The organism is Plectonema cf. radiosum LEGE 06105 (assembly GCF_015207665.1).
Lineage (GTDB): Bacteria > Cyanobacteriota > Cyanobacteriia > Cyanobacteriales > Nostocaceae > Rivularia > Rivularia radiosa_A.
In genome coordinates this window covers 26,394-40,406 of the sequence record NZ_JADEWL010000015.1, presented here as the reverse complement: position 1 = coordinate 40,406, position 14,013 = coordinate 26,394, and the positions used below count along the sequence as shown (strand labels likewise).

Annotated in this window: 12 protein-coding genes; 7 read left to right on the top strand and 5 right to left on the bottom strand. The window is 39.5% G+C overall.

All coding sequences use genetic code 11. The features are described from left to right. Window positions 1-55 precede the first annotated feature (55 nt). Entirely contained in the window at window positions 56-793 is a 738-nt protein-coding gene (gene purC / locus IQ247_RS07215; RefSeq protein WP_193918503.1) for a phosphoribosylaminoimidazolesuccinocarboxamide synthase, read from the bottom strand. Window positions 794-1,037: 244 nt separating this feature from the next. Here purC and IQ247_RS07210 point away from each other — a divergent pair, with 244 nt between their 5' ends. After that, the gene (locus IQ247_RS07210; protein ID WP_193918502.1) at window positions 1,038-1,280 is read left to right on the top strand and encodes a DUF7219 family protein; all 243 of its coding nucleotides are present in this window, start codon (window positions 1,038-1,040) and stop codon (window positions 1,278-1,280) included. Between the two features lie 127 nt (window positions 1,281-1,407). On the opposite strand, the gene IQ247_RS07205 is transcribed toward IQ247_RS07210, so the two are convergent. The 3 genes from IQ247_RS07205 to IQ247_RS07195 all read right to left on the bottom strand — a co-directional run bounded on the left by IQ247_RS07205 (window position 1,408) and on the right by IQ247_RS07195 (window position 7,221). Beyond that, window positions 1,408-3,972 (bottom strand): adenylate/guanylate cyclase domain-containing protein, encoded by a 2,565-nt coding sequence (locus IQ247_RS07205; RefSeq protein ID WP_193918501.1) that lies wholly within the window; start codon window positions 3,970-3,972, stop codon window positions 1,408-1,410. 481 nt (window positions 3,973-4,453) lie between these two features. Next, window positions 4,454-5,587 (bottom strand): glycosyltransferase family 4 protein, encoded by a 1,134-nt coding sequence (locus IQ247_RS07200; protein ID WP_193918500.1) that lies wholly within the window; start codon window positions 5,585-5,587, stop codon window positions 4,454-4,456. Between the two features lie 479 nt (window positions 5,588-6,066). Next, the gene (locus tag IQ247_RS07195) at window positions 6,067-7,221 is read right to left on the bottom strand and encodes an NAD-dependent epimerase/dehydratase family protein (RefSeq protein WP_193918605.1); all 1,155 of its coding nucleotides are present in this window, start codon (window positions 7,219-7,221) and stop codon (window positions 6,067-6,069) included. Between the two features lie 340 nt (window positions 7,222-7,561). Here IQ247_RS07195 and IQ247_RS07190 point away from each other — a divergent pair, with 340 nt between their 5' ends. The 6 genes from IQ247_RS07190 (at window position 7,562) to IQ247_RS07165 (ending at window position 13,684) form a co-directional block, all read left to right on the top strand. Beyond that, window positions 7,562-7,906: a slr0373 family blue light stress response protein gene (locus IQ247_RS07190; RefSeq protein WP_193918499.1), complete on the top strand. Its 345-nt coding sequence runs from the start codon at window positions 7,562-7,564 to the stop codon at window positions 7,904-7,906. Between the two features lie 92 nt (window positions 7,907-7,998). After that, window positions 7,999-9,510: a stress-responsive protein Ycf46 gene (ycf46, locus tag IQ247_RS07185; protein WP_193918498.1), complete on the top strand. Its 1,512-nt coding sequence runs from the start codon at window positions 7,999-8,001 to the stop codon at window positions 9,508-9,510. A 139-nt stretch (window positions 9,511-9,649) separates the two neighbouring features. After that, the gene (locus IQ247_RS07180) at window positions 9,650-10,000 is read left to right on the top strand and encodes a DUF1257 domain-containing protein (protein ID WP_193918496.1); all 351 of its coding nucleotides are present in this window, start codon (window positions 9,650-9,652) and stop codon (window positions 9,998-10,000) included. A 344-nt stretch (window positions 10,001-10,344) separates the two neighbouring features. Beyond that, window positions 10,345-11,277 carry a homoserine kinase gene (thrB, locus tag IQ247_RS07175; RefSeq protein ID WP_193918494.1) on the top strand — a complete coding sequence of 311 codons (933 nt, stop codon included), beginning with the start codon at window positions 10,345-10,347 and terminating at the stop codon, window positions 11,275-11,277. A gap of 9 nt (window positions 11,278-11,286) precedes the next feature. Further along, window positions 11,287-11,796, top strand: a complete 510-nt coding sequence (locus IQ247_RS07170; protein ID WP_193918493.1) for a coiled-coil domain-containing protein — start codon at window positions 11,287-11,289, stop codon at window positions 11,794-11,796. 280 nt (window positions 11,797-12,076) lie between these two features. After that, window positions 12,077-13,684: an NAD(P)H-quinone oxidoreductase subunit 4 gene (locus IQ247_RS07165; RefSeq protein WP_193918491.1), complete on the top strand. Its 1,608-nt coding sequence runs from the start codon at window positions 12,077-12,079 to the stop codon at window positions 13,682-13,684. 113 nt (window positions 13,685-13,797) lie between these two features. Here IQ247_RS07165 and IQ247_RS07160 read toward each other — a convergent pair whose 3' ends face one another. Then, window positions 13,798-14,007: a hypothetical protein gene (locus tag IQ247_RS07160; RefSeq protein ID WP_193918489.1), complete on the bottom strand. Its 210-nt coding sequence runs from the start codon at window positions 14,005-14,007 to the stop codon at window positions 13,798-13,800. Window positions 14,008-14,013: the final 6 nt, after the last annotated feature.

Genomic DNA, 14,013 nt, shown 5'->3' with positions numbered 1-14,013 from the left:
CAGTTATTTGTCAAGGACAATTACAACCGATAACATCAAACAAAATCAGTTTGAATTACACATCCGTCTCTAATGTTTTTAACACCCTTTCTAAAACTTCTTGGTAGGCATTTTCTACATTTCCCAAATCTTGCCGAAAACGGTCTTTATCTAAAACTCGATTTTTGGGGTCATTGGTTGCTGTATCCCACAAACGACAGGTGTCGGGACTAATTTCATCTGCCAAAACTATTTGTTGTTGGGAATCCAAACCGAATTCTAGTTTGAAGTCCACCAAAATAATGCTGCATTTGCGAAAAAAATCCTTGAGAAACTCGTTGATTCGCAATGTTAGATGAATTATTTGCTCAACTTGTTCCTGGGTGGCTAGTTCCAACAATAGTAGACGCTCTGGTGTTAATAAAGGGTCTCCTAATTCGTCATTTTTGTAATAAAACTCTACTAAGGGTTGTTTTAACACGGTTCCCAATCCTAAACCTGTTTGCTTACAAAGGCTTCCGGCTGCAATATTTCGCACAACCACTTCTAAGGGAAAAATTTTCACTGCCTTTACCCGCATTTGATTTGGCTTGGGATTATCTACATAATGAGTAATAATACCTTTTTGTTCTAGTTGTTGAAATATTTTACTAGAAATGCTACAATTAATAGCCCCTTTATTGCTGATACTACCGCGCTTTTGGGCATTAAAAGCAGTCGCATCATCTTTAAAATCAGCGAGCAATATTTCCGGTACATCGGTCGTGTAAAGAATTTTGGCTTTTCCTTCGTAGAGTTTAGAGGTAACACTCATAATAAAACGATTATTTCTCAGAAAAATAAATTTATGCCGTCTTATGGCTTAACTATTTTATCTGAATGTCGTAATCCTTATTTGTTATCGGATTAAGAGAATTTTGGATCAGGATTTTGGATTGACCCTTTTAAAAAACCGACTTCTTTCTTGATAGACTAGAGGCAGAGGCTCTAGGTATTGATTGCCTGTTCCTACTCCCGAACGAACTACTCCCTTATTTTGAATAACTAGAGATCAAAAAATGGAAAAAGAAGATTTTCTTTACCCTCGTAGTCGTTACTACGGTGAAGTCAAACCAGAAAATTTGGTATTTAATGCTAATTTGCAAGAATTTGCTCAGAAAGTAGGCATAATCTGCGGCTTAGAAACCGGGGGGAAAATCACTACCATAGAAGCTTATGAAGAAATAAAAGCTATATGGAAAGAATTGAAGCATTCCAAACGAGAACTTCATATCGGTGAACAGCCAGAAGAAGGAAATTAGGGAAACACTAAAAAATCATTAAAACTCTACTTGAAAATTAGAAAAATCAAATAAATTGTTAGGATTACTCGAACAATTTAATATTTTTTAATTAAAACAATCATTACGTAATTGATAAACCCATTGATTACTTGTTAACCATTGTCCAAACTCCATTCCAAGATTCTTCGGGAGGCTGTCTTAAATATTTATTACAGCGTTTGATATGAATGTTAACAGCATTATCTCCAGGGCGGATTTTTTTGGCAGCTTGAAAACAAATCAGGGCTTGGGGAAAATTGCGCGACGAATAAGCAACCCTTCCTGCATGATAGTAAGATAAAAATTCTTGAGTATTAGCGTCCAGACAAATATTGCGATCGCCAATTAATTCATAGATTTTTACCGCTTGATGTTTGCCTTTAACTCGAATTTTATCAAGTTCGCGAGCAACAATGTAATCGCTACACAGTTGATAAGTAAGTTCGCTCAAAACAATATCACAACCATACTCCTTGGTAGTGCCTTCCAAGCGCGAACTCAAATTAACTCCATCCCCAATCACTGTATAGTCCATGCGTTTACGAGAACCAATATTTCCCGAAACGACTTCCCCAGAACTAATACCAATACCAATATTAATTTGTGGCTGTTCTTGAACAATCCGTCTTTCGTTAAACTCCTTGAGTCGATGTCGCATATCTAAAGCCGACTGTACCGCTCTTAAAGCATGATTTTCTGTGAGTGGTAAGGGCGCTCCAAATACCGCCATTAAAGCATCTCCAATAAACTTATCTAAGGTGCCTTCATAGTTAAAAACTGCTTCCACCATCGTTTCAAAATATTGATTGAGCAACGATACGACTTCGGCGGCTCCGAGATTTTCCGTAAGTGTTGTGTAGCCTCTAATATCAGAAAATAAGATGGTGACTTCTTTACGCTCTCCCACCATTAAAGCATCTTCCCCTAACGCCATAACCTGCTCAGCAACATGAGGAGTTAAATAGCGGTACATGGTAGTTTTGAGACGTTTTTCTTGACTAATATCTTCCAAGACTACCAATCCACCACGCACACCACCTTCTGGATTAGTTAGCGGATTGACTGTAAGATTAGTACTTCGCTCAATTGGTTCGACTTGAGAAGAATCGATAAACTGCGATTGCGGAGTTAGGAGTTGATTCCAAGGAATAAAAACATCTGGATTACTAGAATTTGGTAATGCTAATATATATTTTTCCGACTCTTGCGAATTGCCCGGTACGTAATATAGTCCTACCATTAAAGTTTGTTCTGGTACATAATGTTTTGCCCCAGTCTTCAAACTATCTTCTAATCTAAATTGCAAATTTTCAATTGGTATAACTTCCCATAAAAGACGACCAATTAAGTTTTGTTCCCAAAGAATCTTGTTGTTTTTAATGCTTGCATCTCCTGTTAGCGGACAACCTAATAGCTCTAAAGCCGCATCATTAATAGTAACTATTCTACCTTCCATATCTGTAGAGATTACAGCATCTGATAAACTTTGGAGAATGTCTTTTTGATATTGTTTTTCTAACAATACACTTTCAAATAAACGGGCATTTTCTAAAGCAATTCCTGCTTGTATATTAAAAGCCCGCATAAACTCTTCATCTGATGCAGTAAAACTACCTTTTTGCTTGTTAATTAATTGAGTAACACCGATTAATTCATTAGCCGAATTAAACACCGGCATACATAAAATATTACGAGTAAAATAACCCGTCTTTCTATCTGTAGTTGGGTCGAAACGAGGGTCTTTATAAGCATCAGGGATATTCAAAGTTTCACCAGTAGAAGCGACATAACCCACAATTCCCCGATTTCCGGGAATTCTAATTTCCATCATGGTTTTACCATCAGCAGCCGCAACTTTTGTCCACAATTCGCTCATTTCTTTACGATACAAAAATAGTGTACTGCGGTCTGCTTGCATCAAAATTCGGGCTTGTTCCATGACTATTTGTAAAGTCACTTCTAAGTCCAAACTTTGACCGAGTGTCTGAGTCGCTCGTAAAAGAGCAGTTGCACCTCTTTGATTGCGTGCAGCAACATAAAAAGATTGACAGCTTTCAAGTATAATTCCAATACTTGCAGCAAATTCCCGAAAACAGGTTTCATCTTCACCATTAAAAGGAATCGACCCTGCTTTATTTGCTAATTGTACAACTGCAACAACTTGATTTTTGCTGCTGACAACGGGCATACATAGAATATTCCGAATCTTGTAACCTAACTGTTTTTCTAATTCTGGGCTAAATAAAGGATGGGTAGTAGTTTCAGCTATATTTAAATATTGTCCCGTACTTGCAACACGACCGGGAATCCCCACATTTATCGGAGTCCGAATTTCTAATGGCTTATTAATATCATCCTGCGGCACTTTTGACCACAACTGACCTTTATCGTGGTCAACTAAAAAAATAGTCGTGTGTTCTGCTTGGAGAATTTGACCGATTTTTAGGGTAATCGCTTCAAGTACCTTCTCTAGCATTGTTTCTAGAGCTTCATTATTTATCAGTTCTATTGCTCTGATAAACTGTTGGAATTCGGCAGTAATAAAATCCAACAAGCAAACAAATTCGTTTACAGAAAGGTCTTTGACACGCCGCAATAGAGCGTGTGTACGATTAACTTGAGTAAGTTCAGTTAAGGTCGCTAGTACACTACCGGGATTTAACAGTGTCATGGTAATTTTAAACTTAAGATTATCGATTCAGATGATAGGTACAATTTTATACTTACATTCAGAATCATAATCTAATTTATCCAATTTATGGCTCTACATAAATGCAGATGCTTGCCGGGTAATTTATCTAAACAATTCTTATTTATCTATTTTTAGATGATAAAATATATGATTAAAAGCATTAGCTCGTCAGTTAAATAAGCTTATTTAATCATAATAATCAAGATATTTACTAATAATTCTTACTCTAAAATAGTAGAGCTATTTAGCAGTTTACAATCTTAATAACATGGCAAATTTATGAATATAAAAATAATTAAAAATTAACAAAATAAGTTAATAACTGTTCCTTGAAAGAAGGCAAGGACACAGGAATCGAGCCAAAGCCTCCCGAATAGCTTTCCCAGGCTCAGCTTAGGAACGAGAACCACAGCCTAGGTAAAAAGTCGGGTTTTTCATCAAAACCCGACTTCTAAGTTAATTACCCTACTTTGGGCATTTGAGAATATACGACTGCTTGATAATAAGTTTGTAGCTGACGGGTAGCAGCTGACCATCCCCAACGTTCGGCTTCTTGACGAGCGTTTTGACGGATAACTTCTCGCTGTTGTTTTTCCTCCAAAAGACGAAGGGTTGCAGCAATTGCGCTGAAGTCATCAGATGTCGGCTCGAAAAGATATCCATTAACTCCATCTGTAACAATATCTGGAATACCGCCCGAACGTGCTGCAACTACGGGACATCCAGCAGCCATTGCTTCTAATAGCACTAATCCTAAAGTTTCGGTGCGAGAAGGAAAAACAAAAGCATCAGCACTAGCAAAGGCTGAACCTAAATCCGTCCCGGTAAGATAACCGACAAAATAGGTATTCGTTCCGGCGAAGTGTGTTTCTAAAGCTTCTCGATGGGGTCCGTCTCCTACTAAAGCCAATCTAGCTTCTGGAATACCTTGTAAAATGGGTTTAATACGCTCAATTTCCTTTTCGGCAGATAAACGTCCAACATAAAGCAGTAGAGGACTCGAAGGATGATTTTGCGACAGACGCTGACGCATTTGCTCGCTCCCAAGACTGGGATGAAATAATTCTGTATCAACTCCTCGCTGCCATAAATCTACACGCTCTATACCGTGATTCGTCAATTCTTTGACCATTGCCGTGGAAGTACATAAGTTCAAAGCAGCTTGATTATGACCTGCTTTAAGCAACTCCCAAAGCAATCCTTCGAGCATTCCCAAACCATAATGTTGTAGGTATTGCGGTAAATGAGTATGATAGGAAGCCACCAGGGGAATGTTATTTATTTTACTATGAATAATCCCAGCTAAACCTAGCACTGCTGGGTTAACTACATGAATAATATCTGGTTTAAATTCATCCATTGTTTCGCCAATCGCCGGACGAGGTAGCGCTAACTTCAACTCCGGATACATTGGTAGAGGAAAGCCAGAAATTCCGTAAATTTTAGCTCCTTTGTATTCTGTCATCCCCCCATCGGGACAAACTACTAATACTTGGTCGCCGTTACGTTGCAAATGTTCGACGGTATGACGAAGGCGTGTTACGATACCATCAACTTTAGGTAAAAACGTTTCGGTAAATAAGGCAATTCTCATACAAGACTATTCAATACAGCACTTTGAGCGGATAATCGCCCCATCGTAATATTACGTAAATTCTGATTAGAAAGTATATAAGCGATGAAGCAGGCGCGATCGCATTTGAAATTTGTTAGAGACTTACAAAAAATAATTTATCCAATAAACATCTCTGAAAATTAAATATATGTGAACCGAAACCCTCGTCCAGACGCTAATGATATTGCGTCTCTACATTTTTTCGGAGATGTCTAATAACCGTAGTGCGAGCTTCTAGCTCGCTGGAGAAATATAACGAGCTAGAAGCTCGCACTACTCAATAAGATTAAATATTTTGTGTTTTGCAAGTCCCTTAAACTTCTTCGTGCCAAAATTCTCGACTATAAACTTCAACTTCAATTTAAAGCCATTGTCGGACATTCGGTTATGTTGAGCAACTCCCCCGTTTTCAAAACGGGGGATTCAGGCATCAGACGGAGATTGCAGTCTGGGACTCCTTACTTTCTATGCCAAGAGACTTTTGGCAAAATTTGTTTTTGATCAACTCTTTGCTGATACTTAACAGCAAAGTTCAATAAGGAATCCAACAAAGAATCGGAAAGTAAGTGGGGCTGTAAACCCAAATCTAGGAGTTTGGTATTTTTGGCATTAAAGTAGTGTTGCTCCGACTCTACTCTGGGGTTGTCTAAATGGTTAATATCTACATTCAACCCTATGGCATTACCAGCTTTTTTCACCATCATTGCTAAGTCGCTGATGCTAAAAAGTTCTGTGAACTGGTTAAATACCCGGAATTCTCCAGGTTGGGCGGGATTGGCGATCGCCAATTCGATACACCTCACAGTGTCTCGGATATCCAGGAAGCCTCTAGTTTGTCCGCCTTTACCGTAAACGGTGAGGGGATGACCAATGGCGGCTTGGATGCAAAAACGGTTTAATGCTGTACCAAATACGCCATCGTAGTCAAGACGGTTGATCAACATTTCGTCCATACCCGTTTCTTCCGTCAACACACCGTAAACTACCCCTTGATTCAAGTCTGTTGCTCGCAATCCCCAAATTCGACAAGCAAAATGGATGTTGTGGCTGTCATGAACCTTGCTCAGGTGGTAAAAACTACCCGGTTGTTTGGGATAAGGTAAAGTGTCTTTACGTCCGTTATGTTCAATGGTGATGTAACCTTCTTCGATATCGATGTTAGGCGTACCATATTCTCCCATTGTCCCCAACTTCACTAAATGACAGTCGGGAAAATCTTCGCGCATGGCATAAAGTATGTTCAATGTACCAACGACGTTGTTTACTTGGGTTAAAACAGCGTGTTCGCGATCAATCATCGAAAAAGGAGCCGAGCGCTGTTCACCAAAATGTACTATGCCTTCCGGCTCAAATTGATGTAGAGCTTTTTGAAGAAATTCGTAGTTAGTAATGTCGCCGATAAACAATTCGATTGAATTACCAGTTAAATCCTTCCACCGCTCTATACGTTGCCCAATGGGTGTAATCGGCGTTAAGGTTTGCACGCCTAATTCATTATCCCAGTGCCGTCGCACTAAATTGTCTAAAATTCCAACTTCGTAACCACGATTTGAAAGGTAAAGCGCGGTTGCCCAACCGCAATAGCCATCTCCACCAATTACCAGGACTTTCATTTTCACGCTTTTTATACTCGCTGATAGCTAAATCTATCAGGTTTATGTCCCCTCTCAACCATTCTCAAGATACTAACTCCAACTTTTTTGACAAATAAACCATCTACTTAGAACGACAAAACCCTTTTAAACTCACACAATCCGAATATAAATTAAATTATTTTGAACTTTTCTACTTTGCGATCGCCCACCGAGGACTTTACCATCTTCTTTAGTGGTTTTAGAGCTTAATGTTAAGAAGTATTACGAAAATGCCGTCAAAACGCTTTACCGTCTTGACAAGGAGAAAGGAAGCCGATATCGTGAGATACATACCCGGGTAAGAACGTAAAAAAGTTATATGCAAGCTAAGCAAAAAGTTACTTTGTATCTATCCCCAGAACTGCACAGAAGTTTGAAAATACGTTCAGCAGTCGAAAGCGAACCAATGTCAGAGCTTGCCGAACGCGCCCTGGTTTTTTATCTAGCAAATTCCGAGTTGGTGGATGAAGTCGAAGGGTCTCGCGGAAGAACTCACAGGGTTTATTCGTGTCCTAATTGCGAAAGTTCGCTTTTATTAAGGGAAGGAGAATTGGTTGCTCTAGGTAACCAGCCAGGAATGATTGGTAAAGATGTTTCTATCGAAGAGATAAAGCAAGAGGAAGAAATTAATCAAAAAGATTCGTCCGAATTGGTTCCTTGTTAGCGAATTGGGATTATGAATAGTTGATTTATAATTAATTCTGTCTTTACCAAAACGATGTCTGTAGTGTTTTTAGGTCTCAAGTAGGTTGATAAATGAAAGAAGAGCTCAACATACTTATTCAAGCTCAATATCCCCTCATCTACCTTGTGACCTCCGAGGAAGAGCGGGCAGAGCAAGCAATTTATTCCATCGCTCAATCTTCAAAGCCGCAGCGTCGATTGTATGTATGGACGGTAACTCACGGTATTGTGGAGTATGGTCAAGCCCGGACTGCAACACAACACAACACAGTATCCCCGGAAGCGGCAATTGAGTGGATAATCCGGCAGAAAGAAGCAAGTATATTTATATTAAAGGATTTACATCCATTTATAGAAGCGCCTGCAACAACGAGGTCATTACGAGATGCGATTGCTAGCTTTAAAGGCACACAGAAAAATATAATTTTGATGTCGCCAATGCAGCAAGTTCCCATCGAGTTAGAAAAAGAAGTTGTGGTACTTGACTTCCCGTTGCCAGATATGTCAGACCTAAATAAAGTTTTGGATAGTCATTTAGGTCAGCAAGGTGCGCGGCGATTAACAACTGAAGCAAGGGAAAAGTTACTCAGGGCGGCTTTAGGATTAACTAGAGATGAAGCAGAGAAAGTATACCGTAAAGCTCAAGTAACAACGAAGCGCTTAACTGAACAAGAAGTAGATATAGTATTATCAGAGAAAAAACAGCTAATCCGACGCAATGGTATATTAGATTATATTGAAGAGGATGAAACCATTGATGCTGTTGGAGGCTTGGAAGAGTTGAAGAAGTGGCTAACACAGCGCTCTGATGCGTTCACGGAGAAAGCAAGAGAGTATGGCTTGCCGCAACCGAAAGGAATGTTAATTTTGGGAGTTCCAGGCTGTGGAAAGTCTTTGATAGCAAAAACTACTTCTAGACTATGGGGATTACCGCTGTTACGGTTGGACATGGGGCGAGTCTATGACGGCTCAATGGTAGGACGAAGTGAAGCCAATTTGCGGAATGCTCTTAAAACAGCAGAATCTATTTCCCCAGCCATATTATTTATAGACGAACTGGATAAATCATTCGCTGGTAGCTCCGGCTCTGGTGATTCTGATGGAGGTACTTCCAGTAGAATATTTGGATCTTTCCTGACTTGGATGCAAGAGAAAAAGTCGCCCGTCTTTGTGATGGCAACTGCCAACCGGGTTGAACGCTTGCCAGGAGAGTTTTTAAGGAAAGGTCGATTTGATGAAATTTTCTTTGTGGATCTGCCTACATCTCAGGAAAGGCAAGATATTTATACGATCCACTTGAATAAGCGCCGTAAAGACATCTCCAGATTCGATCTGGAACAACTTTCAAAGATGTCTGATGGTTTTTCTGGGGCGGAAATTGAACAAGCGATTGTAGCAGCAATGTACGAAGCTTTTGCTCAAGACCGCGAGTTTACCCAGTTAGATATTATAGCTGCACTCAAAGCGACGTTACCGTTGTCTCGAACGATGCAAGAGCAGGTAACCGCGCTTCGAGACTGGGCGAGACAGAGAGCGCGTCCAGCCGCAGCCTCCGTAGCTGAATATCAGCGAATGGAGTTTTAACAAGCTTTCTCCTGTGAATGCAGGAGCAAAGACTAGCAAACCCAAAGCTAGTAAATAAAAAAACCGCGTAATTATAAACGCGGCTTAGCCTAAAAAAACCGTTGTCTTAATCTCAATCTTCTTTTTGGAGGAAACCCAAATGTCTCATTTTAGCACTCTACGTACCAAAATCACCGACGCTGAAATTCTCAAAGCTTCTTTAAGCGATTTAGGTATCACCGTTAAGTCTGAAGCTGATGTTCGTGGTTATAACGGTCAGCGCGTTCGTTCTGACATCGTTGCAGTTTTAGAAGGCGAGTATGATTTAGGTTGGTCTCGCAACAGCGACGGTTCCTTCGACTTGATTGCCGATTTATGGGGTGTTGCTAAGAAACACAATCAAACCGAGTTAATCAACTCCATCAACCAAAAGTACGCTGTTAACAAGACTTTGAATGAAGTTAAGCAGCGCGGTTTGCAAAATGCCAATGTTAAGTTGGTATTGCAATAGAATTTTTTCTGCGCGTTCCCAAAAATGCATGGGTTAACATGAATAACTAGCGGTTAACCCGCTTTCTTCGGGATTGGGACTTACCCAGTCCCTTTTGCTTTGACAATTTTTAATTTAACATTTTTTGATGGCAAATTCAGTTGCTTAGAATTCAATATTGATTCAATAGGCTGGATTTTTGGATTTACGGCAAATATCCGCTCTGCATCGCAATGGTATTTTAAACGCAAAGGTACGCAAAGGTAAACGCCGAGGTCAGCAAAGTTTTTTAATTCACATTTTGCGTAAGTGGTTATTTATATGAGATGCTAAATAAATATTTTTAAATAAATTAAATTTATTTGATGTCTGTTGTTTCTTCTGTGTGCGTCACCGTTCCCGCAACCACTGCGAATTTAGGTCCGGGTTTCGATTGTATTGGTGCAGCTTTAACGCTTTATAACGAATTCAAGTTTACTCGGCAAGAAGTCGATCAAAATCAAAGGCTACTTCTTAACGTTACTGGTACTGAAGCAGCACGAGTCACAACTGATGAAAGTAATCTTGTATATCAAGCATTTATAGAATTTTATCAACACATAAATCAAACACCACCGCCAGTAAAAATTGAAATCCAGTTAGGGGTTCCACTCGCAAGAGGTTTGGGTAGTTCCGCAACTGCTATTGTTGGTGGATTAGTTGGTGCAAATGTATTAGCAGGTGAAATCCTCACTCAAAGGCAACTAATAGAATTAGCGATCGCAATGGAAGGACACCCCGATAATGTGGTGCCAGCTTTTCTGGGTGGATGTCGTTTGGCTGCGACAAGCTATACAGGGTGGGAAATTTGTGATATTCCTTGGTGTAAGGATATTGTCCCAGTAGTAGCAATTCCAGATTTTGAACTTTCAACAAGTGTTGCACGAAAAGTATTACCAACTCAGATAAGTCGTGGAGATGCGATTTTCAATGTGGCACATTTGGGGTTACTGTTGCGTGGATTGGAAACTGGGAATAAAAATTGGTTATTGGGGGCTTTGCAAGATAAGTTACATCAACCTTACAGAAAATCGCTGATTGATGGATACGATGATATTCAGGCGGCAGCCTTATCTGCTGGTGCTTATGGCATGGTTATTAGTGGAGCAGGCCCAACACTATTGGCATTATGTGATATGAGTAATTTTCCAGATGTAGCGGCAGCTATGGCTTCTGAGTGGCAAAAAAAAGGAATTAAAGCACAAGTACAAGCGCTCCAAATCGATCAAAAAGGAGCAACAGGCGTTGTTCAAGGATAAAAAATAATTATGGAGGATATGCAGGCAGAAATTGCAGTAATTCGCGCTCAGATTAATCAATTGCGTCGAGAAGGTGCTGCTCTTGCTGTAAATATCAAGTCTTCTGAAGATGATTCACCGCAAGCAATAGCCGAAGCCTACCGTCGTCAAGCAAGAGAAAATCCTCAATTGTTTGCTGAGCTTAAGGGTATAGATCAGGCGATTGTAGCCCTAGAAGCTCAATTAACAAATTATCTTGCTCAGTCACAATCTCGTCGCGGATACATCACCCGTCTTCCTCAACAGAAAGAAGAATTGGAAAAAGCTAGAACCAAAGCTAAAAATCATGCAGAGCGAATTAATCAACTAGCATCAGAACTCGCAACCGAAGTCAATAGTCTCAAAGCTTGTGCCGACATTTTAACTCCGCTTTACTGGCGAATATATTACAAACCTTTTATTACTGGATTTAAAACCGTTTCCGTTCCTTATGTTCGTTCCGATGAGGATGTTTGGAATATTGTTAACCGCATCGTTTGATTGAGCCACCAATCTTCAGAAGTCGGGTTTTTTATGGAATTAGCGAGTGTTATCTTTCTTAAAACATCATATATGTTACAAATTGCAACGATAGCTTGAGCTGCCGTTGCAATTTTTATTAACAAAAGTTTATTAATTCCATGAAAATACCCGAAATTTTGAGTATTTATTCCTAAAAAAAACCGAAATTTTGATTTTATAGGGGTAAATTCTGTTTACAAAAATATAAAATGCTTAATATAATGTAAACAAATGCGAAAAAATAAGCTGATTGTCAGTGATGAACGAATTTCCTTGGTTGACTTCTATAATTCTGTTGCCCCTAATGGCAGCGGTTTTTATTCCTCTAATTCCTGATAAAGAAGGTAAAACCGTTCGTTGGTATGGTTTGGGTATTGCGATCGCGGACTTTACATTAATGATTTATGCCTTTTGGCATAGTTACGATTTTCAGAATGCATCATTCCAGTTAATTGAAAAATACGCTTGGGTACCCCAGTTGGGTTTAAATTGGTCAGTAGCAGTTGACGGTTTGTCAATGCCTTTGATTTTATTAACAGGTTTAATTAATACTTTGGCGATTTTCGCGGCTTGGAGAGTTACAAACAAGCCGCGTTTGTTTTATGGGTTGATGCTGGTAATGTACAGCGCTCAGCTTGGTGTATTCCTAGCTCAAGATTTATTACTGTTCTTCTTGATGTGGGAAATTGAGTTGGTGCCGGTGTACCTGCTAATTTCAATTTGGGGAGGACAAAAACGTCGCTATGCGGCAACTAAATTTATTATTTATACTGCGGCAGCTTCAATATTTATTTTAGTAGCAGCTTTTGGGATGGCATTTTCTGGAGATACCGTGACTTTCGACATGGCATCTTTGGGGATGAAAGAGTATCCCAAAGCCCTTGAAATGCTTGCTTATACAGGTTTCTTAATTGCTTTCGGCGTAAAACTGCCAATTTTCCCTCTTCATACTTGGTTGCCGGATGCTCACGGTGAAGCTTCAGCACCAGGTTCGATGATTTTGGCTGGTGTGTTGTTAAAGATGGGTGGTTATGGGTTAATTCGCATCAATATGGAAATGCTGCCCAACGCTCATGTTTATTTTGCTCCCGTATTAGCAGTTTTGGGCGTAGTTAACATTATTTACGGTGCTTGTTGTGCCTTTGCACAAACCAATTTGAAGCGACGTTTGGCTTACTCTTCAATCGCTCATATGGGTGTTGTGTTAATTGGAATCGCTTCCTACACGGAAATTGGTATCAGCGGTGCTGTACTGCAAATGATTTCCCACGGTTTAATAGCAGCAGCATTATTTTTCCTTTCCGGTGTCACTTACGAACGCAGCCACACCTTGATGATGGATAAAATGGGTGGAATGGCGAAAATAATGCCTAAAACCTTTGCTTTATACACCGCTGGTGCAATGGCTTCTCTAGCATTACCAGGAATGAGTGGTTTTGTTGGCGAATTAATGGTATTCCTGGGTATTACCAGCAGCGATGTCTACAGTTCCAGCTTCAAGGTTGTAGTTGTGTTATTGAGTGCTGTAGGCGTAATTTTGACTCCGATTTATCTACTATCTCTACTCAGACAAGTATTTTACGGCAAGCAAAATGAAGAATTACATCTGGATGAAACAGTTTTCGATGTAAAACCCCGCGAACTTTTTATTACTGCTTGTTTGTTACTACCAATTATCGGTATCGGTTTGTATCCTAAATTGGCGACACAGACTTATGATCTGAAGACTCAAGAAGTAGCAGCTCGTGTACGTGAAGCGCTACCAGTCGTTGCATCCGAACAACCATCAAGTCTATATTCTCAAACTTTTATCTCACCAACACTGGCAGATTCAAAAGTTGCAAGTTTGATTAATATTGCTGAGTAGTAAATTAGAAATTATCAAATTCTGGGCTGGTGCTATCAAATTATTCTAGAAAGATTGGGTGGGGGTGATGATTGCATCATCCCCATTAATTTTGGTTAGTTGTTTATCCTAAATCAACCTTTTCTAGAAACATCTTTTCGATGCTTATACTGTAAAATTTGTACAAGTTGATTTTCATCATTAATATCGTAAAGCGCTTCTTCAGCTTCAAAAATTTGTTGTTCAATTATTTCTTGAAGTTGACATTTTTCTTCTAAATCTAGGGAAGAAATAGCTTCAGCTAAAGTTTCTAAAGAGAGTTGTAGTTTAACAATGGCTGGCATTTTTAT